The sequence below is a fragment of the Rhodococcus sp. NBC_00297 genome (assembly GCF_036173065.1).
GTDB lineage: Bacteria > Actinomycetota > Actinomycetes > Mycobacteriales > Mycobacteriaceae > Rhodococcoides.
Window position 1 is genome coordinate 4,010,062 of sequence record NZ_CP108041.1, and the last position, 25,534, is coordinate 4,035,595.

The 25,534-nt window shown below is 69.0% G+C and carries 25 protein-coding genes and 1 riboswitch; of the genes, 14 read left to right on the forward strand and 11 right to left on the reverse strand.

Features of this window, described 5'->3' with window-relative positions:
- The first annotated feature begins 88 nt into the window (after positions 1–88).
- Positions 89–1,204, forward strand: coding sequence for a glycine cleavage system aminomethyltransferase GcvT (gene gcvT / locus OG947_RS18950; protein WP_027505803.1), 1,116 nt, complete (start codon positions 89–91; stop codon positions 1,202–1,204).
- A gap of 33 nt (positions 1,205–1,237) precedes the next feature.
- Positions 1,238–2,341: a branched-chain amino acid aminotransferase gene (locus tag OG947_RS18955; protein ID WP_027505804.1), complete on the forward strand. Its 1,104-nt coding sequence runs from the start codon at positions 1,238–1,240 to the stop codon at positions 2,339–2,341.
- A gap of 4 nt (positions 2,342–2,345) precedes the next feature.
- Here OG947_RS18955 and cobS read toward each other — a convergent pair whose 3' ends face one another.
- From cobS to OG947_RS18975, 4 genes are read right to left on the reverse strand one after another with little or no spacing between them, the layout of a single operon-like run.
- Complete coding sequence (gene cobS / locus OG947_RS18960; protein WP_328812628.1) at positions 2,346–3,098, reverse strand: adenosylcobinamide-GDP ribazoletransferase; 753 nt, start codon at positions 3,096–3,098, stop codon at positions 2,346–2,348.
- Positions 3,098–4,153, reverse strand: coding sequence for a nicotinate-nucleotide--dimethylbenzimidazole phosphoribosyltransferase (cobT, locus tag OG947_RS18965; RefSeq protein WP_037185716.1), 1,056 nt, complete (start codon positions 4,151–4,153; stop codon positions 3,098–3,100). The genes cobS and cobT overlap by 1 nt, the downstream gene beginning before the upstream one ends.
- Entirely contained in the window at positions 4,147–4,713 is a 567-nt protein-coding gene (locus tag OG947_RS18970) for a bifunctional adenosylcobinamide kinase/adenosylcobinamide-phosphate guanylyltransferase (RefSeq protein WP_056445647.1), read from the reverse strand. Before OG947_RS18970 ends, cobT begins: the two co-directional genes overlap by 7 nt.
- An 11-nt stretch (positions 4,714–4,724) precedes the next feature.
- Entirely contained in the window at positions 4,725–5,393 is a 669-nt protein-coding gene (locus OG947_RS18975) for a DUF3043 domain-containing protein (RefSeq protein WP_027505807.1), read from the reverse strand.
- Positions 5,394–5,478: 85 nt separating this feature from the next.
- On the opposite strand from OG947_RS18975, the gene OG947_RS18980 reads away from it, so the two are divergent.
- The 3 genes from OG947_RS18980 (at position 5,479) to OG947_RS18990 (ending at position 8,147) form a co-directional block, all read left to right on the forward strand.
- Positions 5,479–6,528: a glycerate kinase family protein gene (locus tag OG947_RS18980; protein WP_222630528.1), complete on the forward strand. Its 1,050-nt coding sequence runs from the start codon at positions 5,479–5,481 to the stop codon at positions 6,526–6,528.
- A 97-nt stretch (positions 6,529–6,625) separates the two neighbouring features.
- Positions 6,626–7,006 carry a HesB/IscA family protein gene (locus OG947_RS18985; protein ID WP_027505809.1) on the forward strand — a complete coding sequence of 127 codons (381 nt, stop codon included), beginning with the start codon at positions 6,626–6,628 and terminating at the stop codon, positions 7,004–7,006.
- 166 nt (positions 7,007–7,172) lie between these two features.
- Positions 7,173–8,147: a carbohydrate kinase family protein gene (locus tag OG947_RS18990; protein ID WP_328812630.1), complete on the forward strand. Its 975-nt coding sequence runs from the start codon at positions 7,173–7,175 to the stop codon at positions 8,145–8,147.
- A 14-nt stretch (positions 8,148–8,161) separates the two neighbouring features.
- Here the strand turns inward: OG947_RS18990 and asnB are convergent, their stop codons facing one another.
- Positions 8,162–10,087 (reverse strand): asparagine synthase (glutamine-hydrolyzing), encoded by a 1,926-nt coding sequence (gene asnB / locus OG947_RS18995; RefSeq protein WP_027505811.1) that lies wholly within the window; start codon positions 10,085–10,087, stop codon positions 8,162–8,164.
- A 295-nt stretch (positions 10,088–10,382) separates the two neighbouring features.
- On the opposite strand from asnB, the gene ctaC reads away from it, so the two are divergent.
- From ctaC to OG947_RS19010, 3 genes are all read left to right on the forward strand, one after another.
- Positions 10,383–11,429 carry an aa3-type cytochrome oxidase subunit II gene (ctaC, locus tag OG947_RS19000; protein ID WP_371831725.1) on the forward strand — a complete coding sequence of 349 codons (1,047 nt, stop codon included), beginning with the start codon at positions 10,383–10,385 and terminating at the stop codon, positions 11,427–11,429.
- 6 nt (positions 11,430–11,435) lie between these two features.
- Entirely contained in the window at positions 11,436–11,852 is a 417-nt protein-coding gene (locus OG947_RS19005; RefSeq protein WP_027505813.1) for a cytochrome c oxidase subunit 4, read from the forward strand.
- 214 nt (positions 11,853–12,066) lie between these two features.
- Entirely contained in the window at positions 12,067–12,954 is an 888-nt protein-coding gene (locus OG947_RS19010) for an alpha/beta fold hydrolase (RefSeq protein WP_328812631.1), read from the forward strand.
- Between the two features lie 255 nt (positions 12,955–13,209).
- On the opposite strand, the gene qcrB is transcribed toward OG947_RS19010, so the two are convergent.
- The 4 genes from qcrB to ctaE form a co-directional block, all read right to left on the reverse strand.
- On the reverse strand, positions 13,210–14,898 hold the full coding sequence (qcrB, locus tag OG947_RS19015; RefSeq protein WP_328812632.1) for a cytochrome bc1 complex cytochrome b subunit: 1,689 nt from the start codon (positions 14,896–14,898) through the stop codon (positions 13,210–13,212).
- Entirely contained in the window at positions 14,895–16,130 is a 1,236-nt protein-coding gene (qcrA, locus tag OG947_RS19020) for a cytochrome bc1 complex Rieske iron-sulfur subunit (protein ID WP_081821261.1), read from the reverse strand. The genes qcrB and qcrA overlap by 4 nt, the downstream gene beginning before the upstream one ends.
- Positions 16,127–17,008, reverse strand: a complete 882-nt coding sequence (gene qcrC / locus OG947_RS19025) for a cytochrome bc1 complex diheme cytochrome c subunit (RefSeq protein ID WP_056446281.1) — start codon at positions 17,006–17,008, stop codon at positions 16,127–16,129. Before qcrC ends, qcrA begins: the two co-directional genes overlap by 4 nt.
- 78 nt (positions 17,009–17,086) lie before the next feature.
- Positions 17,087–17,701 carry an aa3-type cytochrome oxidase subunit III gene (gene ctaE / locus OG947_RS19030; RefSeq protein WP_027505815.1) on the reverse strand — a complete coding sequence of 205 codons (615 nt, stop codon included), beginning with the start codon at positions 17,699–17,701 and terminating at the stop codon, positions 17,087–17,089.
- Between the two features lie 287 nt (positions 17,702–17,988).
- Between ctaE and OG947_RS19035 the strand changes: the two genes are divergently transcribed.
- Positions 17,989–18,480 (forward strand): hypothetical protein, encoded by a 492-nt coding sequence (locus tag OG947_RS19035; RefSeq protein WP_222630532.1) that lies wholly within the window; start codon positions 17,989–17,991, stop codon positions 18,478–18,480.
- 11 nt (positions 18,481–18,491) lie between these two features.
- Entirely contained in the window at positions 18,492–19,535 is a 1,044-nt protein-coding gene (gene trpD / locus OG947_RS19040) for an anthranilate phosphoribosyltransferase (RefSeq protein WP_027505817.1), read from the forward strand.
- 1 nt (position 19,536) lies between these two features.
- On the opposite strand, the gene OG947_RS19045 is transcribed toward trpD, so the two are convergent.
- Positions 19,537–19,812: an Lrp/AsnC family transcriptional regulator gene (locus tag OG947_RS19045; RefSeq protein ID WP_027505818.1), complete on the reverse strand. Its 276-nt coding sequence runs from the start codon at positions 19,810–19,812 to the stop codon at positions 19,537–19,539.
- A gap of 64 nt (positions 19,813–19,876) precedes the next feature.
- Positions 19,877–21,619 (reverse strand): DEDD exonuclease domain-containing protein, encoded by a 1,743-nt coding sequence (locus OG947_RS19050; RefSeq protein WP_231476318.1) that lies wholly within the window; start codon positions 21,617–21,619, stop codon positions 19,877–19,879.
- A 175-nt stretch (positions 21,620–21,794) separates the two neighbouring features.
- Between OG947_RS19050 and OG947_RS19055 the strand changes: the two genes are divergently transcribed.
- From OG947_RS19055 to OG947_RS19070, 4 genes are all read left to right on the forward strand, one after another.
- A complete protein-coding gene (locus OG947_RS19055) occupies positions 21,795–22,085 on the forward strand; it encodes a hypothetical protein (protein WP_261769350.1) in 291 nt (96 codons plus the stop codon).
- A gap of 113 nt (positions 22,086–22,198) precedes the next feature.
- Positions 22,199–22,364: riboswitch (cyclic di-AMP (ydaO/yuaA leader) on the forward strand.
- Positions 22,365–22,380: 16 nt separating this feature from the next.
- A complete protein-coding gene (locus OG947_RS19060; protein ID WP_027505820.1) occupies positions 22,381–22,950 on the forward strand; it encodes a C40 family peptidase in 570 nt (189 codons plus the stop codon).
- Between the two features lie 290 nt (positions 22,951–23,240).
- Complete coding sequence (locus OG947_RS19065) at positions 23,241–24,242, forward strand: C40 family peptidase (RefSeq protein WP_328814066.1); 1,002 nt, start codon at positions 23,241–23,243, stop codon at positions 24,240–24,242.
- Positions 24,212–25,528 (forward strand): hypothetical protein, encoded by a 1,317-nt coding sequence (locus OG947_RS19070; protein ID WP_328812633.1) that lies wholly within the window; start codon positions 24,212–24,214, stop codon positions 25,526–25,528. The genes OG947_RS19065 and OG947_RS19070 overlap by 31 nt, the downstream gene beginning before the upstream one ends.
- Positions 25,529–25,534 lie beyond the last annotated feature (6 nt).

Below are 25,534 nucleotides of genomic sequence, written 5' to 3' on the forward strand. Positions count from 1 at the left end.
GGTCGGGGACGGTCGGTGAGGGTGGAGCGACGCAGTCGATCGTATGCCGACCCCGACATCGGGCTCGTCTGAGTTAGCGTTCCCCACCATGAGCGAAGAGTTGTTGCACGGTCCGGTCCACGAGGCGCACGTCGCCCTCGGAGCCACGTTCGCCCCCTTCGGCGGGTGGACGATGCCGGTGTCGTACGCGGGCACCGTCTCCGAGCACACGTCGACGCGCACCACCGCGGGGTTGTTCGACGTGAGTCACCTGGGCAAGGCGGTCGTCTCCGGTCCCGGCGCCGCGGCGTACGTCGACTCGGTGCTGACCAACGCGCTCGACCGCATCGGGCCCGGCCAGGCGCAGTACACGTTGTGCTGCACCGAGAACGGCGGAGTGGTCGACGACCTCATCGCCTACCTCGTGTCCGACGACGAGGTGTTCCTCGTGCCCAACGCGGCCAACACCGCCGCCGTGGTCGAGGTGCTCGCGCAGGGTGCCCCGGCCGGCATCGAGGTCCGCTCGGCCCACCGGGAGTACGGCGTCCTCGCCGTGCAGGGACCGCGGTCGGCCGACGTCCTCGCCGCCGTCGGGCTGCCGTCCTCCCTCGATTACATGGCGTTCGAGGACGTCGCGTTCGGATCCGGCTCGGTACGGGTCTGTCGCACCGGCTACACGGGGGAGCACGGGTACGAGCTGCTGCCGCAGTGGGACACGGCCGCGTCGCTGTTCGAGGCGCTGCTGGGCGCGGTGCGCGAGGTGGGCGGCGAGCCCGCCGGTCTCGGAGCGCGCGACACGCTGCGCACCGAGATGGGCTACCCGCTGCACGGGCACGAGCTGTCCGTCGACATCAGTCCGCTGGAAGCGCGCTGCGGCTGGGCGGTGGGCTGGAAGAAGGACGAGTTCCGCGGACGCGACGCCCTCGTGGCGCAGAAGGAGGCGGGCGCACCCCGCACCCTCGTCGGCCTCCGCGCCGTCGGACGCGGTGTGCTGCGTCCGGATCTGACCGTCCTGCGCCCGGGGAATTCGGTCGGCACCGGAGAACCGGTTGGTGCGACCACGTCCGGCACCTTCTCGCCGACCCTCAAGGTGGGCATCGCGCTCGCGTTGCTCGACACCGCGGCGGGCGTCGCCGTCGGTGACGCGGTCGACGTGGACGTGCGTGGTCGGGCGATCGCGTGCGAGGTGGTCAGGCCGCCGTTCGTCGAGGCGCACGTGCGGTGAGATGCCACACCACGCTGCTTTAGAGTGTTCGGCATGACTGGCCTGGAATTCACGCGTCACGAGCACCCGTCGCCCGCCACCGCGGAAGCGCGGGCAGCGGTGTTGCAGGCGCCCGGGTTCGGCGTGCACTTCACCGATCACATGGTGGCCATCGACTACGACGCCGGCACCGGGTGGCACGACGCGGTGGTGACGCCCTACGCGCCGTTCCCGATGGATCCCGCGGCCATGGTTCTGCACTACGGCCAGGCCATCTTCGAAGGTCTCAAGGTCTACCGCCAGCCCGACGGCAGTCTCGCGTCGTTCCGCCCCGGCGCGAACGCGGAGCGCCTGCAGAGCTCGGCCGCGCGGTTGGCGATGCCGGCCCTGCCGGTGGAGCTGTTCCGCGAGTCGATCGAGCAGCTGCTCGCCGTCGACCACGAGTGGGTGCCCGTCGCCGGCGGCGAGGACGCGCTCTACCTGCGGCCGTTCATGTTCGCCACCGAGGCGGGGCTGGGCGTGCGCCCGTCGTCCTCCTACCGCTACCTCCTCATCGCCTCGCCCGCCGGCGCGTACTTCCCGCGCGGGGTCAAGCCGGTCAGCGTGTGGCTCTCCACCGAGTACGTGCGCGCCGCGCCGGGCGGCACCGGCGCCGCGAAGTTCGCGGGCAACTACGCGGCCTCGTTGCTGGCCCAGGCGCAGGCCGCGGACCAGGGCTGCGACCAGGTCGTGTGGCTCGACGCGCTCGAGCGCCGCTACGTCGAGGAGATGGGCGGGATGAACCTGTTCTTCGTCTTCGGCTCCGGACCCGACGCGCGGTTGGTCACGCCGTCCCTGTCCGGCTCGCTGCTGCCCGGCATCACGCGTGACTCGCTGCTGGCGCTCGCCACGGACGCGGGCTTCGCCGTGGAGGAGCGCAAGATCTCCACGGACGAGTGGCAGAAGAAGGCGGAGTCGGGCGAGATCACCGAGGTCTTCGCGTGCGGCACCGCAGCCGTGATCACCCCAGTCGGCAGTGTGAAGTCGGCCGAGGGCGACTTCCGTATCGGTACCGGAGAGCCCGGCGAGGTCACCATGGCGCTGCGCGACACACTCACCGGAATCCAGCGCGGCACCTTCGCCGACACCCACGGCTGGATGAGCACGCTGCGCGACTGATCGCTCAGCCGACGAGGCAGAGCACGAGCACCACGGCGGTGGTCAGCTCGATGCTCGCCCCGAGCACGTCACCGACGAGACCGCCGAATCGCCGAACGCAGTGCCGGGCGAGCAGAGTGACGGCAGCGAGTGCCACCGCGACGGCTGCCACTCCCTGCAGCGGGACGCCGGGGACGGCGAGCAGCCCGGCGGCGAGTGCCACGAGGACCCACAGGGTGACCACGGCGGGTGACTGCGACGCCGCGACGAGTGAGCCGAAGCCACTGCCGGTGGCGGCGGGCACCGAGCGGCGGCACACGATCACGACGGCGCACCGGGACACGACGGCAGCGACCACGATCGCGAGAGTGTCTCCCCGAGAGACGAGTTCGCCCATGGCCACCGCCTGCACGCCGAGAGTCAGAACGAGGGTCGCGGCCCCGAACGGTCCGGTGGACCCGGACTTCATGATCGCCAGCGCACGCTCGGCCGGGCCGTAGGACCCGAGTCCGTCCGCGGTGTCCGCGAGCCCGTCGAGATGCATTCCGCGGGTCAGCAGCGCCAGGGTGCCGACGCCCAGCAGTCCCGCGAGCGTCGGCGGCAGGTCGGCTGCGGCGCACGACCACACCACCAGTGCGGCCGCGCCGCCCAGCGCCAGGCCCACGAGTGGGACGATCCCGATCGCGCGGCGTGCGTCGTCGCGATCGACGGCGTCCGGACCACGCACCGGCAGCACCGTCAGCCAGGAGAACGCCAGGCGCACCGGGTCCAGGAACATCAGGGCCGCGTGCTCACTCCGGCATCGGAGAACGTCGCCATGTCGGCGAGTGTCGCGACGGCACCGGACAGGATCGGTAGCGCGACCATCGCCCCCGAGCCCTCGCCGAGGCGCATCGACAGGTCGAGCAGGGGATCGAGTCGCAGGTGTGCGAGCGCCAAGGCGTGTGCCGGTTCCGTCGACCGATGGCCGGCCAGCCACCACGACGAGGCGCCGACCGAGAGATCGTTCGCGACCAGTGCCGCCGCCGTGACGACGACGCCGTCGAGCAGCACCGGTGTGCGACGCACCGCGGCCTGCACCAGGAAGCCGGTCATCGCGGCGAGATCGGCGCCGCCGACGGTGCGCAGCAGTGCGATCGGGTCGCGGGTGACGGGACGCGCACGCCGCAGGGCGTCACGGATCGCGGCGGTCTTGCGGATCCACCCCGCGTCGTCGATGCCGGTACCGCGGCCGACCGCCGCCACCGGTTCGGTGTTGGTGACGGCAGCGATCAGCACGGTGGCGGGGGTGGTGTTGCCGATGCCCATGTCGCCGGCGATCAACAGGTCGGCGCCGCCGTCGACCTCCTCGTCGGCGATGTCACGGCCCGCTGTCAGGGCGGCGATCACCTCGTCCTGCGACAGTGCGTCCTCGCGGTCGATCGACCCGCTGGAGCGACGCACCTTGTGCGACGACACGGAGTCGTCGGTGTCCGCGTCGACCGCGATGTCCACCACTCGCACGGTCGCACCGGACACCGTCGCCAACGCGTTGATCGCGGCGCCGCCGGCGGCGATGTTCGCGACCATCTGCGCCGTCACCTCGGGCGGGTACGCGGAGACCCCACCGCGGGCGATGCCGTGATCGCCGGCGAAGACCACGGCGCGAGCCCGAGCGAACCGATGCGGAGGGCTCACGCCCTGGCACGACGCGACCCACACGGCGAGGTCCTCGAGACGGCCGAGCGAGTCCGCGGGCTTGGTCAACGACGACTGCCTGGCTCTCGCCTCACGGGCGATCTCGGCGTCGGGTGGATCCACCGGACGGAACAGTGCGGAACTCTCGGTCACCACGTGCCTCTCGATCGGTCGGTGGGTCGGTCACTCGGTCGGGTGAGGGGGACGGACAACCCGGCCACCACCAACGTCACCGCGTCACACACCTGCGCGAGACGGGCGTTCGCGGCACCGATCTCGTCGCGGAAGAGTCTGCCCGCCCGCGACTCCGGGATCACGCCCAGACCCACCTCGGGGGAGACGAGCACCAGCGGACTCTCGAACCGGTCGACGGCCGTCACCAGGTCGTCGACCGCGGCCACCACCGTGCCGCGCGGCGAGTCCCACGCGCGCAGATCGTCCAGCGCGCCGGTGAGCCAGGTCCCCAGGTCGTCGACCAGTGTGGGCACGTCGTCCCGCAGGGCCTCGGACAGTGCCGCGTACGAGGTGATCTCGACCGTGGACCAGTGCTCCGGCCGCGTCCGTCGATGCGTGTCGATGCGGGCGTCCCAATCGGCGTCCGCACTGTTCCGCCGCCCGGTGGCCACGTACCGGACCTCGGCGTGACCGGCCAGCAACGACTCCGCATGGCCGGACTTGCCGGACCGGGCACCTCCGAGGACGAGCGTGCGCGTCACCGCGGGTGCGCTCAGACCGCGTCGCCGGGGCCGACGCGAGGCTTGGGGGCACGCATCTTGCGGACCTGCGACGCGCGGACGAACGAGTACCAGCCGAGCTTGAAGCCGCCGTCCGGAGTCTCGGGGAAACGGTCCCGCACCTTGTTGTTGACGCGGCGGCCGAGCAGATAGCCGTCGATACCCATGAAGATCATCATGATGAACAGCGCGAGCGTGACGATCGACTGCACCTCGGGGCTCAGGAACAGTGCCACGAGCAGGATCAGGGCCATCGGCATGAACAGTCCGACGAAGTTGCGGCGCGAGTCGACCAGGTCACGTGCGTAGGCGCGGACGGGGCCCTTGTCGCGGGGGAGGAGGAACTTGTCCTCGCCGGCCATCATGCGGGCACGCTGGTCCGCGGCCTTCGCGCGACGCTCGGCCGAGGCGGCCTTGCGCTCGTCCTTGCTGCCCCGCGTCGCCTTGCGTCGCGCCCGGGCCTCCTTGGCCGTCAGCGGCGCCGGTGCGACCGGGCCACGGCGGCGGCCCTCGGCCTCACGCCGGGAGGGCGTCGGACGGCCCTTGCCGAGGCTGACGTTGCCGCGGGTCTGCGCCGTGCTCTCGTCCAGGCTCGTCGACTCGTGGTCGACGGGGGTCTGGGTGTCGGACTTCTCACTCGACTTACCGAAGGGCAGCTTCACCCCCACAGGTTATTCGACGTTCACCACCACGCGAACACCGCAGTCGTGGGCTCTCACGACCGGCGCTCCTCGTTAGAGTGTTCCGATGCGCGTTCTCATCGCCCCCGATTCCTTCGGAGACACCCTGACCGCGGCCGAAGCAGCCGATGCCATCGCGGCGGGGTGGTCGAGCGCGCGCGACGACGAGCTGATCCTCGCGCCCCAGTCCGACGGCGGACCCGGGTTCGTCGACGCACTCGCTGCCGACGGCGGCGAGGTGATCGAGTCGACCGTGTCCGGACCTCTCGGCCACGTCGTGACCGCGCGCTGGTTGCTCGACGGCGCGACCGCCTACGTGGAGGTCGCGCAGACCGTCGGTCTCGGACTCCTCGGCCGTTCGCCGGATCCGGAGTCGGCCGTCGCGGCGTCCAGCAGGGGAGTGGGGCAGATCGTCGCGGAGGCGCTGACCCGTGGTGCGACCACCGTGGTGGTCGGTCTCGGTGGCAGCAGCTCGACCGACGGCGGCGCGGGCATGATCGAGGCTCTCGGGGGACCCGACGCGGCGGTCGCGGCTCTCGCGGACGTCGACCTCGTCGCGGCCACGGACGTCGACAATCCGTTGCTGGGTCCGGCCGGTGCGGCCGCGGTGTTCGGACCGCAGAAGGGTGCGGACGCGGACACCGTGCGTGTGCTGGAGGAGCGGAACGCCGACTGGTGCGTCGAGCTCGATCGCGTCGCCGAGCGCGCGGTGGCGGACCTGCCGGGGGCGGGTGCGGCCGGTGGCCTGGGCGCCGCGTTGCTCGCGCTGGGAGCGACCCGCACGTCCGGGGCCGATCTGGTGGCCGAGCGCACCCGTCGCCACGAGGTGATGCCGACGGTCGACGTGGTGCTGACGGGCGAGGGGAAGTTCGACTCGCAGTCGTTGCGCGGAAAGGTGGTGACCGCTCTCGCGGGGTCGGCTCGCGAGCACGGTGTGCGCACGGTGGTCCTCGCCGGTCAGGTGCGTCTGGGCGAGGACGACATGCGCGCGGCGGGCATCGAGTCGGCGCACTCGGTGACCGATTTCGCCGGATCGGTCGACCTCGCCATGTCGGACGCGCGCGCCCAGCTGACCGGCCTCGCCGCGGACGTCGCCCGCACCGGCTCGTGGGCGTGACCGCCCCGGCGATCGTGTGGAATAGCGGGGTCGGGAGTACCGTTGACTGTGTTCGCCGGCGTTGTCGCCGAGAGGGCACGAACGATAGGGAGAACCCATGACTGTGCAGAACGACGTCGCCACCAGTGACGTGACCACCACCGACACCGAGACGCACGCCGTCCTGATGACCGAAGCGGCCTCGTCCAAGGCCAAGGCACTGCTGGATCAGGAAGGCCGCGACGACCTGGCGCTGCGCATCGCGGTTCAGCCCGGCGGGTGCGCAGGGCTGCGCTACCAGCTGTTCTTCGACGACCGCTCGCTCGACGGCGACCTGGTCAAGGACTTCGGCGGCGTCACTCTCGCCGTGGACCGGATGAGCGCGCCGTACGTCGAGGGCGCATCGATCGACTTCGTCGACACCATCGAGAAGCAGGGCTTCACGATCGACAATCCCAACGCCACGGGTTCGTGCGCGTGCGGTGACTCCTTCAACTGAGTCCCGAGTAGTCTCCCGCCGTCCCCGGCACCCTGCGTGGGTGCCGGGGACGACGTGTGTCCGGGGTGCGTCGTCCCGGGGCGTCCGTCTGATGGGGTTCACCCACTCGTCACCCGGGTAAGGTTCACAGCAGTTCTCCTCCACCTGCTGCGAAAGGCCCTCGGACGTGACCATTGCGGTGTCCGGCTCCATTGCTACCGACCATCTGATGCGGTTTCCCGGTCGGTTCGCCGACCAGTTCCTCGCCGATCAGCTGGCACACGTCTCGCTGAGCTTCCTCGTCGACGACCTCGTCATCCGCAAGGGCGGGGTGGGCGGCAACATCGCCTACGCCATGGGTGTTCTGGGCGGCGCACCTCTGCTCGTCGGCTCGGTCGGTCCCGACTTCGCCGAGTATCAGACGTGGCTCGAGGACAACGGCGTCGACTGCTCCGCCGTCACCCTCTCCGAGACGGCTCACACCGCGCGTTTCGTCTGCACCACCGACGAGGACATGGCACAGATCGCCTCGTTCTACCCCGGCGCGATGACCGAGGCCGGCGACATCTCCGTCCACACCGTGGCCGAGGGTCGCGACCTGGAACTCGTCCTGGTCGGCGCCAACGACCCGGCCGCGATGATGCGCCACACGGCGGAGTGCCGCGAACTGGGCATCCCCTTCGCCGCGGATCCGTCGCAGCAGCTCGCACGCCTCGACGGAACGCAGGCCACCGAGCTCATCCAGGGTGCCGAGTACCTGTTCACCAACGAGTACGAGTGGGGCCTCCTCCGTCAGAAGACCGGGCTGACCGAACGCCAGATCCGCGACACCGTCGGCCTGCGCGTGACCACGCTCGGCAAGAACGGCGTCGAGATCGTCGGCGCCGACGGCACGGACATTCGCGTCTCCGTGGTCCCGGAGAGCAGCAAGGTCGACCCCACCGGTGTCGGTGACGCGTTCCGCGCCGGCTTCCTCGTCGGCCGCGCCAACGGGCTGGGCCTCGAGCGCGCCGCCCAGCTCGGATCGTTCATCGCGGTGCTCGTGCTCGAGACCACCGGCACCCAGGAATGGACGCTCGTCCGTGACGACGCGATCAAGCGCCTCACCGACGCATACGGCGACGAGGCCGCGGCCGAGATCGCCGCGATCCTCCCGCAGTAGTTCGCGTCTGCCGGCTAGAGCCGAACCGGGTACGTGGGTTCGGCGATGGCCGGCACGATGCGCTTCTCGACGAAGATGCCGTGCCACACCATGAAGATGAGCACGGTCCACAACCGGCGGCTGTGATCGCTGCGTCCCTCGCGGTGGTCGTTCAGCATGCGGGTGATCGCGGCCTTGTCGAGCAGGTGATCGGTCTGGGAATCGGCGATCTGCTGGTGCGCCCAGTCGAAGAGCTCGGTGCCCCGCAGCCAATGCCGAAGCGGCACAGGGAAACCCAGCTTCGCGCGGTTGAGCACATGATCGGGCACGATGCCGTCGAGTGCTTTGCGTAGCGCGTACTTCGTCGTCGACTTCGTGATCTTCTGCTCCAGCGGCAACTGCTCCGCCACCCGGAACACCTCGTTGTCGAGGAACGGCACGCGCAACTCCAACGAGTTGGCCATCGTGATCTTGTCGGCCTTCACCAGGATGTCGCCGCGCAGCCACGTGAACAGGTCCAGATGCTGCATCCGCGCCACCGGGTCCCAGCCGGCGGACTGGGCGTAGATCGGCGCCGTCACGTCCTGGTGGGTCCACTCGGGCCGGAACTCGCGCAACACCGACCGCAACTGCGCATCGTTGAAGCTGCGCGCATTGCCGTAGTAGCGCTCCTCCAGGCTCATCGACCCGCGGTGCAGGAGACTCTTGCCGCGGGTGCCCTCCGGGATGCGCTCACTCAGTCGACCGGCGGCGCGTCGCAGGGAGGGTGGCAGCTTCTCGAACGGTGCGAGCGACAACGGCTCCCGGTAGATGGTGTATCCGCCGAACAACTCGTCCGCACCCTCGCCCGACAGCACCACCTTGACGTGCTTCCGTGCTTCCTTGGCGACGAAGTAGAGCGGCACCAGCGCCGGGTCCGCCACCGGATCGTCGAGATACCAGACGATCTCGGGGATCGCCGCGGCGAACTCCTCGGGCCCGACGACCTTGATGACGTGCTTGGCGCCGATCGCAGCGGCCGACTCGGCCGCGACGTCCACCTCGGAGTAGCCCTCACGCTCGAAACCGGTGGTGAAGGTGACCAGATCCGGGTTGTGCCGCATGGCGAGCGCGGCGATCGCCGTGGAGTCGATGCCGCCGGACAGGAACGAGCCGACGGTGACGTCGGCACGCATGTGCTTGGCGACGGAGTCCTCGAGCGCCTCGGCGATCTCGCGGTAGCGCGCCGCCTCGGTGCCCGACGGGACGGGACGCACCGGGAACGTCGGCCGGAAGTAGCGAGTGACGGTCGGCTCGGAGCCGGGAGTCAGGCGAGCGGTGCAGCCGGACTCCAGGCGACGAATGCCCGCGTGGAGCGTCTCGGGTTCCGGCACGTACTGCAGCACCGTGTAGTGCTCCAGGGCGCGGGGGTCGAGCTCGTCGGACACGCCCAACGACTCGAGGAGTTCGAGAATGCTCTTCTTCTCGCTCGCGAACGCGGTGCCCGCGGCGCCCGTCGAGTAGAACAGCGGCTTGATGCCGAACGGGTCACGCGCGAGGAACAGTTCCCGCTTCTCGGTGTCCCACAGCGCGAAGGCGAACATGCCCCGCAGGCGTCGAACGGCATCGTCGCCCCAGAAGTGGAACGCGGCGAGAATGGCCTCGCCGTCACCCTCGGTGGCGAACGTCGCGCCGTGCTCGCGTGCCAACGTCTCGCGCAGTTCGAGGTAGTTGTAGATCTCGCCGTTGAACACCAGCGCGTAGCGCTCCGGACTCTCCGCGGGACCCCAGCGGAGCGGCTGGTGCGAGTGCTCGATGTCGATGATCGAGAGCCGGTTGAAGCCCAGCGCCAGATCGTCGTCGTGCCACGTTCCCGGCTCGTCCGGCCCGCGGTGTCGCATGCAGTGCGACGCGTGGCCGACGGCATCGACGACATCTTCCGCGGATGCGTTCGACGTCAGCAGTCCCAGCAGTCCACACACGGTCGGTACGCCTCGTTTCGTTCGGGTGTCGGCCCGGTAGCGGGCCTGGTCACAGGCGTCGCCGGGACCTCGACGGCCCGACGCGCATCGGTCCGAGTATGCCGCAGTGCGGCGGGAACGCCGAAGTGACCGGCCGGGCCCGGTGTCGCCACCCAACTCGCACCCGACCCGACACGAGAACCGAGCCCGCTTTGGTCTACGCTGCGTAGTACACGAGTACCTCGTGCGTGTGAGCGACTTCGGTGGCTCGTCCGGACGGTTCTCGTACTCTCCATCTGGCAATCAGGAAGGCGTGATCGTGGCGCAGCGTGGTGGTGGATCCGGTCGTCGGACGACACGACGAGTCGGATTGGTGGCCTCTCTTGCAGTGGCCGCCGTGGTGCTGTCGGGCTGCGGCATCGACAATTCCGTACTTCGATTCGGATGGCCGTCGGGCGTCACGCCGCAGGCCGAGCGGATGCGCGAGCTGTGGACGTGGTCCGTCATCGCGGCGCTCATCATGGGCGTCATCGTGTGGGGCCTGACCTTCTGGACGGTGGCGTTCCACCGCAAGAAGAAGGACTCGCCGGAGTTCCCGCGCCAGACCGCGTACAACGTCCCGCTCGAGCTGTTCTACACGGCCGTGCCGTTCGTCATCATCGCCGTCCTCTTCTACTTCACGGTCGTTGTGCAGAACTACGTCCAGGAGAAGCAGGACAACCCCGACGTGGTCGTCGACGTCACCGCGTTCCAGTGGAACTGGAAGTTCGGCTACCGCACCGTCGACCTCAAGGACGGGCAGCCGCTGTACGACGGCACCGACCAGGAGCGCGAGCAGGCAGCAGAGGAGGCCGGCACCCCCGAGGGTGAGGAGCCGGGCCCGCTGTTCGGCCGCGAGAAGTCGGACCAGTCGTACCTGCACTACAACGAGGTCGAGACCGTCGGCTCCAGCTCCGAGGTCCCGATCCTCGTGCTGCCCACCGGCAAGCGCATCGAGTTCGAGATCGCGTCCTCCGATGTCATCCACTCGTTCTGGGTTCCCGAGTTCCTGTTCAAGCGCGACGTCATGCCGAACCCGGACGAGAACAACTCCGACAACGTGTTCCAGATCAGCGAGATCGAGCGTGAGGGTGCCTTCGTCGGGCGCTGCGCCGAGATGTGCGGCACGTACCACGCGATGATGAACTTCGAGGTTCGCGCGGTCAGCCCCGAGGCCTTCGAGAACTACATGGCGGCGCGTCGCGACGGCCAGACCAACGCTCAGGCGCTGGAGTCCATCGGCGAAGAGCCTCGCGCGACCTCCACCTCGCCGTTCAACACCGACCGCACCGTCAAGGCTGCGACCGTGGCAGAAGGAAACTGACATCTCATGAAGATCGAAGCGAAACTCTTCGAGATCCTGACCGGGTTCTTCATCCTCGTCGGAATCCTCTACGGCGTGTTCACCGGCTTCTCGCGGACCGGCATCGAGTGGGCCGGCCTCACCGCCATCGCCCTCTCGGCGGGCCTGACGCTGATCGTCGGAACGTACTTCCGGTTCGTCGCTCGTCGACTGGACACCCGTCCCGAGGACTACGACGACGCGGAGATCGCCGACGGTTCAGGCGACCTGGGCTTCTTCAGCCCCGGTAGCTTCTGGCCCATCATCCTCGCCGGATGCGCCGCCTTCATGGCCCTGGCGTTCGCGTTCTACGAGCCCTGGATGCTCGCGGTCGGCGCCCTCGCCATCATCGCCGCCGCAGCCGGACTGGTCTTCGAATACCACGTGGGACCCGAGAAGCACTGACACGGCTCCACCCCGAACGCCCCCGGCCTGTGGTCGGGGGCGTTCGGCGTCGGTGCGGTAGGATTGCGCCCTCCTGGTGGGCTTCTCGCGCCTCCGGTGTTCCCGCACCCACGCTGCGTCGTCGCACGTCGCCTTGCCGAGCAATACGCATGCGTGACGCGAGGAAGGGTGCGGAGACTGGGGCCCAGCCGGCCGCTCGCGCGATGATGACGACGTGTTCGAGAACTTCGACGAATCGATGATCGAGGTCGAGGCCGCGTCGATCCTCACCCGGCACTGCGGCGCGGGCGATCTCCCCGTGCTGTTGCTGCACGGGCACCCGCGTACGTCGGCGACGTGGCACCGTGTCGCCCCCCTGCTGGTCGACGCAGGACATACGGTCGTCTGCCCGGACTTGCGCGGGTGCGGCCGCTCGCAGGGCCCGGCGCCGACACCCGACCACTCCGCACACTCGAAGCGGGCGATGGCCTCGGACATGGTGCAGGTGATGGCCGCACTCGGGCACCGACGCTTCGCCGTGGTCGGTCACGACCGTGGAAGTTACGTGGCCCTGCGCCTGTCCCTCGACCACCCGAGCCTCGTGGCCGCGCTGTCCCTGCTCGACTGCATCCCCGTCAGCGAGCACCTCGACCGGGCGGACAGTCGATTCGCGACCCGATGGTGGCACTGGTTCTTCTACGCCCAGCCCGACCTCCCCGAGCGCGCCATCACTGCCGATCCCTCTTCGTGGTACCGCGGCGATCCGGCCTTCATGGGAGTGGAGAACCACCGTGAGTGGCTGACGGCGATCCACGATCCCGATGTCGTACGCGCGATGCTCGAGGACTACCGAGCGGGACTCACTGTCGACGCTGACCACGAACGCGCCGACCGAGCGCAGGGGAGGACGTTGGCCGTGCCGGTGCAGGTGCTGTGGTCCACACGGGACGACCTCGAGGAGTTGTACGGCGACCCGTTGACCATCTGGCGTGCGTGGGCGCCGGGCGTCGTCGGGCACGGCATCGATTCGGGACACCACATGGCCGAGCAGGCCCCGCACCACCTCGTCGACGCGCTGCTGCCGTTCCTCGCCTCGGCGGAGCGGTGGGATTCAGTGCAGTAGCCCGCGCTCCACACGGTCCAGTGCACCGGATCTGCTGGGGCGGGGTGTTCGTGTGCAGTGATCCGCGGTGGGCGCGGATCACTGCACACAAGAGTGGTGGGTGGCATCCCGATCCGCCGGCGCGGATCTCGGACTGCGCTGACACCCCGCCTCGCCGAGCGACGACGGGTGCGGGAACGAGCGGTGGGGGAGGGGACAGACGAGAAGAGGCGCCACCCGAGTGGGTGGCGCCTCTTCTACCGTTCAGCGGGTCGCTCAGTGCCCGTTGGACTCCGGTCCGTGACCGTTGCCGTTGGACGAGCCGTTGCCGTTCGAGTGCCCGTTGCCCTGCGACAGGATCTTCGCCTGGTAGGTGCGGAGCATGGTGAGCTGATCGTGCTCACCCTCGTGCGACAGACGCTCGTGCAGCCGGTGCTCCTCGTCCGAGTCCGGAGTGAAGATGCTGCCCGAGCCGGGCTTGCCGGCGGAACCGAGCTTGTTCATCTTCTTCGGGATCGCAGCACCCTGGTACTCGAGCGGGATCGGGTGGCCGTGATCGTCGACCGGGCCGAGGGGCTGGTGGATCTCGACGTAGGCGCCGTGGGGCAGACGCTTGATGACACCCGTCTCGATGCCGTGCTCGAGCACCTGGCGATCGCTGCGCTGGAGACCGATGCAGAAGCGGTAGGTCAGCAGGTAGACGATCGGAGGCAGGACCACGAGGCCGATGCGGCCGATCCAGGTCATCGCGTTCAGGGAGATCGAGAACTTGTACGCGATGATGTCGTTGACGCAGCTGAGCGTCAGGACCACGTAGAAGGCGATCGCCATGGCGCCGACCGCGGTACGCACCGGAACGTCGCGGGGACGCTGCAGCAGGTTGTGGTGAGCGTCGTCCTTGGTGAAGCGCTTCTCGATCCAGGGGTACGCGATCATGATCGCGAACACCGCACCCATGATGACGGCGACCCAGAAGACGGCCGGGATCATGTAGTTGCCGATGTAGAGCTCCCACGCGGGCCACAGTCGAGCCAGGCCGTCCGTCCACATCATGTAGAAGTCGGGCTGCGAGCCGGCCGAGACCTGCGACGGGTTGTACGGGCCCAGAGCCCACACCGGGTTGATCTGCAGTACGCCACCCATGACCGCGAGGACACCGAAGGTCATGGCGAAGAAGGCGCCGGACTTGACCGCGAAGACCGGGAGGATGCGGACACCCACCACGTTGGTCTCGGTGCGGCCGGGGCCGGGGAACTGCGTGTGCTTCTGGTACCAGACGAGCGCGAGGTGAGCTGCGATGAGCGCCAGGATGATGGCGGGCAGGAGCAGCACGTGCGCGACGTACAGGCGCGGGATGATCAGCGTGCCGGGGAAGTCACCGTTGAAGATCAGCCAGTGCATCCACGTTCCGATGACCGGGATGGAGATCGTGATGCCCGAGAAGGCGGCGCGCAGGCCGGTACCGGACAGCAGGTCGTCGGGGAGCGAGTAGCCGAAGAAGCCCTCGAACATCGCCAGGATGAGCAGCAGCGAGCCGATGACCCAGTTCGCCTCACGCGGGCGACGGAACGCACCGGTGAAGAAGATGCGCATCATGTGCACGATGATCGAGCAGGCGAACAGCAGAGCTGCCCAGTGGTGGATCTGGCGGATGAACAGACCGCCGCGCACCTCGAAGGACAGGTCCAGCGTGGTGGCGTACGCCTTGGTCATCTCGACACCGCGCAGGGGAGCGTAGGCGCCCTGGTAGGTGGTCTCCGTCATGGAGGGGTCGTAGAAGAGGGTCAAGTACGTACCGGACAGCAGCAGGATGACGAAGCTGTACAGCGCGATCTCGCCCAGCAGGAACGACCAGTGGGTGGGGAAGACCTTGTTGATCTGACGACGCATACCCGCTGAGAGGTGATAGCGGGAGTCGACGTCCTCGGCTTGCTTCGCAGCGAGCGTGGCGATGGATGGACTCATCGTGAACCTTCCGATGACGACGCAGCAGAAGCGCTCTCCTGCTCGTGTACTCCGGCCGGACGTTCCCAGTAGGCGGGTCCGAGCGGCTCGATGAAATCGCCCGCGGCGACGAGGTAGCCCTCGTCGTTGACCGTGATGGGCAGCTGCGGAAGAGCGCGGGCGGCCGGTCCGAAGATCGGCTTGGCGTACTCCAACGCGTCGAATTGCGACTGGTGGCACGGGCACAGGATCCGGTTGGTCTGCTGCTCGTACAACGATGTGGGGCACCCGAGGTGGGTGCAGATCTTCGAGTAGGCGAAGTAGTCGCCGTAGTTGAAGCTCTCCTGGCCCTTCCGCTTGATGGTGCGGTCGGCGTCCTCGGTACGCAGACGGATGAGCATGACCGCGTTGCGGATGCCCTTCAGTGCGTGCGAGAGCTCCTCCTCGTTTCCACGCTCCGACTCACGGAACGGGAAGACGGTCTCCATGGCGCCGGCGTCGAGATCCTCCGGGCGGACGAGAACGATGTCGTCGACGCGTCCGGTGTAGCGACGCAGGTAGACGGTCTCGCCCTCGTAGTTCGGCGTCCAACCCGAGACCCAGAGCGAGGACTCGTCGCCCTCGGCCCACGGGTTCTTGATCAGACCGCCGAGCGGGAGGATCGACATGACGCCGAGCGCGCCGCCGCCGAAGACGAGGCTGCGCTTGATCATCTTGCGTCGACCCAGCGTGGAGGTGTCGAAGGAGTCGCTGAGCTCGGCGACGACCGTCTTCTTGTCCACCTCGCTCGATCCACCGTCGTGGCGGTCCTGGATGGACACCTCTTCGGGGATGAACTTCTTGGTGAACTGCACGGCACCGACGCCGACACCGATGATCGCGAGACCCATGGTGAGACCGATGAGCGGTGTGTACAGGCTGTACAGCCCGTAGCTGTCCTCGCCCATGCCGGCGTACTGCCACGGCCAGAACAGGTAGATGGCGATGAAGGCCACTGCCGACACACCCGCCAGGAAGAACCAGAGGCTGACGCTGCGCTCGGCGCGCTTCTCGGCCTTGGTTCCGGGGACGGGCCAGCGTGCGCGACGGAACGCCACGTCCACGTGATCGAGGTTGGTGCCGAGTGCGACGAGCTCGTCGCGGCTCATGGCGGCCAGTTCCTCGTCCGTGTACTTGCGGTCCGGGTCGAAGCCCTCGGGGAACTTGTTCGGATCGCCGGGCACGCCGTCGTCCTTGCGGTTGTCGTCGCTCATGACCTCACTCCGATCCACAGTGCTGCTGCGACGACCGCTCCGATGCCGACCACCCAGATGGCGATGGCTTCCGTACCGGGGCCGAAGCCGCCGAGTCCGTATCCACCGGGAGGCTGCGTCTCGGAGGAGGACTTGACGTACGCGATGATGTCTTTCTTCTCTTCGGGCGTGAGCTGGCGGTCCGAGAACTTGGGCATGTTCTGCGGGCCGGTGACCATCGCCTGGTAGATCTGCTGCTCGTTCGCCGGGTCGAGTGTGGGTGCGTACTTGCCCGAGGACAGCGCGCCGCCGCGACCGGTGAAGTTGTGGCAGGACGCGCAGTTGAGGCGGAAGAGCTCGCTGCCGCGGGCGATGTCGCCGCCACGGAGTGAGTCCTGCGCGATCTCACCGTTGTCGGTGCGCACCACCGTGGGTCCGCCGCCGTTGGCCTGGATGTAGGCGCCGAGAGCGTCGACCTGCGACTGGTTGTACTTCGGGGGCTTCCGCTCGGCCTGGGCCTCGTTGCGCGCCATCGGCATGCGACCGGAAGAGACCTGGAAGTAGACGGCTGCTTCGCCGACGCCGATGAGGGACGGTCCGCGGTCCTGGACACCCTGGAGGTTGGCGCCGTGGCACGTCACGCAGGACGTGTCGTAGATCTGCTGGCCTTCGCGCACCATGGCCGCGCTGTCTTCCTGCGCGGTGGCGACCTGGGCGTCGGGGGTGAGGGCGGCGGCGAGGAAGCCCGCGCCGACGAGACCCATGAACAGCGCCATGGCGCCACTGACCCGGCGACGGGTACGACGCTTGCGACGCGCCTTGGTCGCCGAGGCGTCCGGCGTACCGGCGGACACGACAGTGCCGTCGTCGTCGGGAGTGGCGGGGGGAGAGGAACTCATCTGTATCCCTTGTCGTGTCGGGACGGCTTGTCGGATGCGACCGATGAGGCTGTCATCGGGTATTCGACGCCTGCTCGGTCAGCGGATGAAGTAGATCGTCGCGAACAGCGCGATCCAGACGATGTCGACGAAGTGCCAGTAGTACGACACGACGATGGCGGCGGTGGCCTGAGCCGGCGTGAACTTGCTGACCAGGGTGCGGGCGATCAGGAAGACGAAGGCGATCAGACCGCCGATCACGTGCAGGCCGTGGAAGCCGGTGGTGATGTAGAAGACGGAGCCGTAGACGCTGCTCGAGATCGAGGTGCCCTCGTGGACGAGGTGGTAGTACTCGTAGCCCTGGCCGGCGACGAAGAACGCGCCCATGGCCAGAGTGATCGTGTACCAGCGACGCAGTCCGAACACGTCGCCACGCTCGGCGGCGAACACGCCCAGCTGGCAGGTGAAGGACGATGCGATGAGCACCGCGGTCACGGGGACGGCCAGCGTCAGGTTGAGCTCGGTCGGCTCCGGCGGCCACTGGCCGGGAGCGGCCTGAGCCCGCGCGACGAAATACATCGCGAAGAGGCCGGCAAAGAACATCAACTCGCTGGACAGCCACACGATGGTGCCCACGCTGACCATGTTCGGTCGGTTCAGCGAGTGGACACGCTGGGTGATGGCGGATCCCGAAGTACCTACTGCGCTCGTCACATCGAGAAGTATGACTCGTCGTAGTACGGATGGCATAGCCGGGGCGGTATTGGCGAGTCGAGCATCGTTCGCGCGCGCGTGACACAGAATGCCTCCTCGTGGTCCGGTCGGCCCGTCTTCCTGGACTTTCTGTTCAATAGTACTCGTCTGTGCACGTCGGACCGGGTTCCGTCGACCCCCGCGCCCGTGATGTATCCCGCACGCCGGAGTCTCGACCCGAGCTTCAGACTCGATGCCTCCCGAGCGACTCCGGGACCGGTTCCGGCGGCATCTGGCACTGTCGTGACATGACTTCGGGCTCTGGTCGTGGGCGGACACGGTGGTGGCAGCGGCTGTTCGGCCGGGCGGCTCCGGAGCCCCTCGACCCCACTCGCGCGGACCTCGTCGTGGTCGCGTCGTGCTTCGACGACGTGGAGGCGTGCTCGACGACCCTCGAGCGCGCGGCGCACACGGATCCCCTCTGGTCCGCGGACGACGACGTGGTGTTGCGCCACCACCTGCTCCTCCCCGCCGATCAGATCGCCGACGCGGTGTCGGTGGCGGCGCAGGACGGTTACAGCGAGGCGACCGCAGGTCCCATGGCGCAGACTCCCGGGCATCTGCCCGGCGGTGTCTCCGACGCGACCGTCCTGGTGCTGCAGCGGGTGCAGGTGCTCGACGCGCTGCACTGCTCGCAGGAACGGTCACGGATGGCGGGGTTGGCCCAACGGCGCGACGGGGTGGTACTGGGCTGGGACGCCCTCCAACCGGCTGCCGAGGACGCATCGCCGGAGCACTAGGCTTCCCGCTCATGAGCGCTGGGGATGGCACGCGTACATGGGCACAGGTCCTCGGGGCCCTGGCATCACGCCAGGACCTGACGGGTGCCGACACGGCGTGGGCGATGGACGAGATCATGTCGGACAACGCCACCGCGGCCCAGATCGCTGCCTTTGGTGTCGCCCTCAAGATGAAGGGCCCCACGTCGGACGAACTGCGCGGACTGGCCGACTCGATGCTCGGCCACGCCAAGCGCGTGCCCGTGGACGACGACGTCGTCGACATCGTCGGTACGGGCGGCGATCGGTCCCACACGGTGAACATCTCGACGATGGCGTCGGTGGTCGTGGCGGCCGCGGGAATCCGGGTGGTCAAGCACGGCAACCGGGCCGCCTCGTCCAAGAGCGGCGGAGCCGACGTGTTGGAAGCGCTGGGCGTGCGTATCGACCAGGGGCCGGAGCGGGTCGCGGCGAGTGTCGCCGAGCTGGGCATCGGGTTCTGCTTCGCGCCCGTGTTCCACCCGGCGCTGCGCTTCGCCGCGGCGCCTCGCAAGGAGATCGGCATCCCCACGGCGTTCAACGTCCTCGGGCCGCTGACGAACCCTGCGAGTCCGCGCGCCGGTCTGGTGGGATGCGCGTTCGACGATCTGATCGACGTCGTCGCGGGCGTGTTCGCGGCGCGCGGCAACTCCGTCCTCGTGGTGCGCGGCGACGACGGGCTGGACGAGATCACCACGTCGACGACCACGTCGGTGCGCGTCGTCCGGAACGGTGTCGTCGACCACGCGGTGCTCGATCCACGCGATCTCGGTATCGAGCGGGTCTCCCTCGATGCCCTCCGAGGCGGGGACGCCGCACACAACGCGGACGTGGCGCGTCGGGTGTTCGGCGGCGAACGAGGCCCCGTGCGGGACGCGGTGCTGCTCAATGCAGCAGGTGCCATCGCGGCGTTCCGCGGCGTCGACGGTTCGCTCGAGGACGCGATGGCCGGTGCGTTGACCACGGCAGCCGCCGCGGTGGACGACGGAGCCGCTCAGACCCTGCTGACGCGGTGGGCGGCGTTCACGTCGGCCTGAGTCACTCGCCGATGGAGAAGCCCGCGTCGACGTCGGCGCTCGAGTAGGACTTGAACGCGATGTGCGTGTCTGTCCGCACCACGCCGGTGACGCGGTTGACGCGCTCGGTGATCACCTCGGCGATCTCCTCGTGCGTACGCACCTTGACCACGGCGATCAGGTCGACGTCGCCGGCGCACGAGTACACCTCGGACACACCCGGTACGTCGGCGACGGCACGCGCGGTCTCCGGAATGGAGTGCACCTCGGCGTGGATCAGAACGATGGCGGTGATCATGGTGAACCTTCCGAACTGTCGTGAGAGGGCGAACTGCGGGTCAGCCTAGTTCTCGGCCGTGCGGTCATCCCCAGGCCATCGTGCGTTCCTTCTCGCGGCGTCCGACGTCGCGCACGGCGGCGCACCACTGTGCCCATCGCCCCGCTCCGTGCGCCGGTTCGCACCATCCGTCCGTGGTGTCGACGATGCGGACGCCACCCGACTCGAGCCACCGCGCGATCAGCGCCACCTCCTCCGGCGTGGCACCGCGTAGGGGAGTGGCGTCCGGCACGACGGTCTCCGCACCGGCGACGAGTGCTTCCACCACGGGCATGGGCGCGACGCCGCGGCGGGAACGACCGGCACTGGCGAGACGTCCGTGCCGGACGACGACGAACTCCCACCCGCCGTCGTCGGCGCGGCGCGCGGCGATCAACTGCTCGATGGCCGCGAGTGCCTGCAGCCGCTGCACCGACCGCAGGGCCGTCAACAGGGTGGCCGCGCGGTCGCGCAGGCGGGCCGCGGACTCGAAGAGCAGATCCTCGGACAGTGCGTCGATCCGGGCGGCGACGGCATCGAGCACCGCTGCGTCGGCACCCTCGGTGAGAGCGCGGAAGGCGACGGGCGCGTCGGCGTACTCCTCGGGAGTGAGCGGGCTCGCCGTCGCCGCCGTGCATCCACCGACGGCCTCGGTGGAACAGTCGTGCACCGCCGAGGCGGCGATGCGGTGGGTGCAGGAGCGCAACCGCGTGTGCTCGGCGACGAGAGCGGCGGCCTCGGCTGCCGCCCCGCGAACGGAGAACGGTCCGAGCGCGCCGGGCGCCGGTGTCCGGACGATGGAGATGCGCGGGAACGCCTCGCTCGTCAGGGTCAGCCACCAGCCCTTGCGGGGGTACTTCGATCGACGGTTGTACGGGGGCGTGTGCGCACTGATGAGCCTCAGTTCGCGCACGCCGGCCTCGATGGCATGGCTGCACTCGACGTGGTCGACCCGGGTCGCGAGGGCGACCATCTCCTTCATGCGTCCGCGGGTCTCGGATCCCGTGAAGTAGTTCCGTACACGGCGGTGGAGGTTCCGTGAGGTGCCGACGTAGAGCACCTCGTCGGACGGTCCGCGGAAGAGATAGACACCGGGGGCGTGCGGAAGGCCCGCCGCGAGCGTGCGTTTGGCGCGGTGCGCCGAGGACACCGTCGGCAGGTAGTCGACGAGTTCGGCATAGCTGTGGACGCCCTGGTTGCCCACCCGTTCGATCAGCCCGTGCAGGACGTCGACGGTGGCCCGGGCGTCGTCGAGTGCCCGGTGGGTGGGCCTGGTGGACACCTGGAAGAGGGTGGCCAGCGAGGACAGCTTGACCGACGGTGCCTCGTCGCGCGTGAGCACCCGCCGGGCGAGCGTGACGGTGCACAGCACCCGGAACGACGGCCACGCCAGATCCATTCGCGTCGCCGCCGCGCGGAGGAACGCGGTGTCGAAGCGCGCGTTGTGCGCCACCAGCACGCTGCCGCGGGCGAACTCGACGAAGGTGGGCAGGACCCGCTCGATACGAGGGGCGTCGAGAAGCATCGCACCGGTGATGCCCGTCAACGCGACGATGGCGGGCGGAATGGACCGGCCCGGGTCCACGAGCGTCGCCATCTCACCGATCACCCGGCCGCCGCGAACCTTGACGGCACCGATCTCGGTGATCGCGTCCTCGCCCGGTCGGCCCCCGGTGGTCTCGAGGTCCACCACCACGAAGGTCGTGTCGCGCAACGACTGGTCCAGTTCGTCGAATGCCAGCTGCACACCGCGTGCATGCCCCGACACCACAGTCGCACCATCAGTCACGTGCGTCACCGTAGGTGGTCCCACCGACAGGGACCCGGTCCGTCCACGACGAGCGCGCCGTGTCGGTGCACGTCGTTAGCGTCCGTTTCCGAGGCGTGATCGAGCGTCGGATCGGGTGTGATCCGGGCTGAACATCACGGCGAGAGACCGGGAACCACAATGAGACGGAGATCACATGATTGTCGATTGCGGCGAGTGCACCGTGCGCGGAGACGCGTGTTCGGACTGTGTCGTCTCGGTGTTGCTGGGGGTGCCGGGCATGCCCGCGGCGTCGGCCGGCGGCCCGCGTGACACCCCCTTCGCCACGCGCAGAATGCGTCTCGAGCAGGACGAACAGGAGGCGATGGCCGTTCTGGCGGAAAGCGGGTTGGTGCCCCGGTTGCGGTTGGTAGGCAGAGAAATTCCCTCACCGCAGGAGACCGGCCACGACCGACCCGCTGCGGGGCCGGAGCACGCCGCGGGGTGAGTCGGACCGTGATCGTTTCGCGACACGAGTCGGCTGGGCTCGACATCGGGGATGCCGTTTCGTAATCTTTCCGAGACATTGCGGAGTCGAGCAGAGCCACCAGGGACTGCGCCGCAAGGTCACCGCCTAATCGGCCACCTCTTCCGGGTGGTCGTACCGGGAACCCACCGTTACACCGGGGTGAATCCCGTCGCAGTCGCACCAGCGGCTCGTCGGGTAGGGCTGATCTTCCCAGCCCGAACCCGTCAGCTAACTCGGTCGGCGGATATCAGGAAGAAACGGAGCACATCTTTTCGTGGCGAAACACCGCAAACCCAGCACTGCCTCGCGGCCGGTCCGCAACGTTCTCGTCGCCGGCGCGCTCACCGCAGGCGCTGTCGCCATCCCCGCCGCCCCCGCCTTCGCGGCACCGGTGGAGATCCCCGGTATCGGCACCTTCGAGGTCCCGGACCAGATCCTGAGCCAGCTTCCCCCCATGCCGCAGGTCCCCGCGCTTCCCGGCCCGGCCGCACCGCAGTCCAGCGCCGCGCAGGTCGCCGTGCAGGCAGCCGAGAGCAAGGTCGGCGCACCGTACGTCTACGGAGCCGCAGGCCCCAGTGCGTTCGACTGCTCCGGTCTCATGAAGTGGGCGTACCAGCAGGCCGGTATCGAGCTTCCCCGCACGAGCTACGACCAGGCCGCGGCCGGCGTGCCCGTCTCGCAGGCGGATCTGAAGCCCGGCGACGTCGTGTCCTTCTACGGCGGCTCGCACTCCGGCATGTACGTGGGCAACGGCAACGTCGTCCACGCGTCCACCGAGAGCCAGCCCGTCAAGATCGCTCCGCTGTCGTCGATGCCCTTCGACGGCGCACGTCGCTACGCCTGACGCAGCGACACCTTCGCTCGACACCCTGACGCCGCACGAAACCGATCGCCCGGTCGGTTCCGTGCGGCGTCAGTCGGTGAATCCGCCGTTTTCGACGGGTTCTCGGGCTTCGTGGACAGAATCATCGTTCGCGTCGTAATCTTTCCGTGACGTCCTCGGCCATCATCCGCGCCGCCGAGCGACCCGGACTCGTCCAGATCGGAGAACCGTTCATCGTGCCGTCATCGGTCCACCCCCGCGTTCGTCCCACTTCTCGTACGAGACTGCGTGGACTGGTGATCGCGAGTGCGATGACAGCGGCGATCGCCGTCCTCCCCGCCGATCCCGCCGGCGCCGACCCGGTTCCCGGCGCGTCCGCCTCCGCGGCGGTCACGAAGCTCACCGATCTCTCGCGCGAGTCCGAGCAGACCACCGAAGCGATGCACAACGCCCAGATCGAGCTCGACGCGAAGCTCGCCGCCCAGCAGGAGGCGGACGCTCGACACGACGCCGACCGTGCCGCCCTCGACGCGGCCACGGCGCAGATCGACACGGTGCGGCCCGCCGTCGACAAGATCGCCCGTGCCAACTACCAGGGCGCTCGGACGAACCGGCTCTTCGCGGTCATGGTCAGTGATTCCCCGCAGCAGTTGCTCGACCAGATGTCCGCTCTCGACATCATCTCCACCGACGCGGCCGCCACCGTCGGCACCTTCCGGGAGGCCAGCGACGCCGCAGCGGCAGCCGAGGCGGCGTCACAGCAGTCCGCCGACGCGGCCCGGGTGGCCACGGAGCAGGCGAAGGCTGTCAGCGACGACCTGCAGGGCAAGCAGAGCCGTCTGCAGAGCGAGATCGCCGATGTCGTCGCCGCGTTCGGTTCGCTGTCCGACACGGAGAAGCAGGGGCTGGCCGGCGCCGCGTTCCCGCCGGGCTTCGATCCCTCCGCCATCCTCGGCGCCCTCCCGCCGGGATCGCAGGCCGGAGCACTGTCGGCCGCGTTCACGCAGATCGGCAAGCCGTACGTGTGGGGTGCGACCGGCCCGGACGGGTACGACTGCTCGGGCCTCGTGGTGTGGGCCTACAAGCAGATCGGTAAGACTCTCCCGCGGTCGAGTCAGGCGCAGGCCGCCGGCGGCACCCCCGTCGACAAGGCGAACCTCCAGCCCGGCGACGTGGTCCTGTTCTATCCCGACGCATCGCACGTGGGTCTCTACGCCGGTAACGGCAACGTGGTCCATGCATCGACCTTCGGTGTTCCCGTTCGTGTCGAGTCGATGGCATCGTGGCCCTTCTACGGCGCTCGCCGCTACTGACGGTCCGCGCCCTGGCGGCGCTGGGCCTGGTTCTCTCCCTTCTGGTGGCGTGTTCGCCGTCGGCACCCGACGAGCAGACGCCCACGACGACTGCGGGCCCGGACGCCCGCACCGTCGGTGTCACGGCACTGCTCGACTCATGGACGGCCGCACTCCGCTCCGACGACGAGGCCGCGCTGCGCGAGTTGATCGACTCCGACGCTGACCCGGGATTGGCTGATCGCGAGATCGCCCGCGCGCAGGCGCTGCGCGGTCTGCCGCTGTCCGACTTCGGCTACGAGATCACTCCGGGTCCGGAGACTCCGGTGCCGGTCGATCGGGCGGATGCACTCGCGGCCACCGAGGTGTGGGCGCCGAACGTCGCACTGCGCTACGCCTGGGCCGACGCCGACATCGGTTCCACGAGTCGCGACATCGCACTCGTCGTCGCTCGTCGGGGCGACACGTGGCGTCTGGTCTCCGATGCCGACCTGCCGCAGTACGGGCGCACCACGTGGCGTGGCCCGTGGGACTTCGGGCCGGTGGTCACGGAGCGAGTCGCCACCGGGTCGACCACGTCGCTCGTCGTGGGTCACGAGGCGCAGCGCGCCTTCATCGACGACCTCGCGGCGGAGCTGCCCTCCGCGGTGGCGGCCGTGACCGAGTTCGCCGGGCTCGGATGGTCTCGCCGCGCGGTCCTGACGGTCACCGGTTCCGATGCCGAGTTCATCAGCGCGGCAGACGGATTCACGTCCACCGATGTCGCGGCCTCGACGATCGCGGATCCGGTCCGCGGGGGCCTGGTCACCGGCCAGCGCATCGTCTTCGGCCCGACTGCGCCGGACCGGCTCACCGACTCGACCCGCCGCACCGTGCTGCGCCACGAGCTCACCCACGTGGCCATGCGCGCGGTCACCGGGGAGGACGCGCCCCTGTGGATGCTCGAGGGTTTCGCCGACTACTCGGGCTATCGAGGCTCGGGACTGTCCTTCGACGAGATCGCGCCCACCCTCGCGGCCGTGGTCCGCGCGGCGGGACCGCCCAGGGTCCTCCCGGAGGACTCGGACTTCGCCGCAGGTGGCAGTCGCGGATCGATCGCGTACGAGTCCGCCTGGTCGGTGGCCTCGTTCGTCGCCGACCGGTTCGGGGAGCCGGTGCTCGGGCAGCTGTACGACCGTTTCGCGGCCGGACCGACCGATCCCACCGTGACCGACTCGGTCTTCTCGGCCACGCTGGGCTTCGGCACCGTCGACTTCCTCGCGCAGTGGGGGCAGTGGGTGGCGGAACAGGCCGCCGGGCAGAGCTGACGGCGG

Bases quoted from the DNA above. Each gene is read 5' to 3' on its own strand.
- qcrA (WP_081821261.1), bottom strand. From the start codon at position 16,130: ATGAGCGACGACAACCGCAAGGACGACGGCGTGCCCGGCGATCCGAAC.
- OG947_RS18980 (WP_222630528.1), top strand. From the start codon at position 5,479: ATGCGCGTTCTCATCGCCCCCGATTCCTTCGGAGACACCCTGACCGCG.
- qcrB (WP_328812632.1), bottom strand. From the start codon at position 14,898: ATGAGTCCATCCATCGCCACGCTCGCTGCGAAGCAAGCCGAGGACGTC.
- cobS (WP_328812628.1), bottom strand. From the start codon at position 3,098: ATGTTCCTGGACCCGGTGCGCCTGGCGTTCTCCTGGCTGACGGTGCTG.
- trpD (WP_027505817.1), top strand. From the start codon at position 18,492: ATGAGCGCTGGGGATGGCACGCGTACATGGGCACAGGTCCTCGGGGCC.
- OG947_RS19005 (WP_027505813.1), top strand. From the start codon at position 11,436: ATGAAGATCGAAGCGAAACTCTTCGAGATCCTGACCGGGTTCTTCATC.
- OG947_RS18955 (WP_027505804.1), top strand. From the start codon at position 1,238: ATGACTGGCCTGGAATTCACGCGTCACGAGCACCCGTCGCCCGCCACC.
- OG947_RS19055 (WP_261769350.1), top strand. From the start codon at position 21,795: ATGATTGTCGATTGCGGCGAGTGCACCGTGCGCGGAGACGCGTGTTCG.
- qcrC (WP_056446281.1), bottom strand. From the start codon at position 17,008: ATGAGTTCCTCTCCCCCCGCCACTCCCGACGACGACGGCACTGTCGTG.
- gcvT (WP_027505803.1), top strand. From the start codon at position 89: ATGAGCGAAGAGTTGTTGCACGGTCCGGTCCACGAGGCGCACGTCGCC.
- OG947_RS19065 (WP_328814066.1), top strand. From the start codon at position 23,241: ATGACAGCGGCGATCGCCGTCCTCCCCGCCGATCCCGCCGGCGCCGAC.
- OG947_RS18985 (WP_027505809.1), top strand. From the start codon at position 6,626: ATGACTGTGCAGAACGACGTCGCCACCAGTGACGTGACCACCACCGAC.
- OG947_RS19035 (WP_222630532.1), top strand. From the start codon at position 17,989: ATGACTTCGGGCTCTGGTCGTGGGCGGACACGGTGGTGGCAGCGGCTG.
- OG947_RS19045 (WP_027505818.1), bottom strand. From the start codon at position 19,812: ATGATCACCGCCATCGTTCTGATCCACGCCGAGGTGCACTCCATTCCG.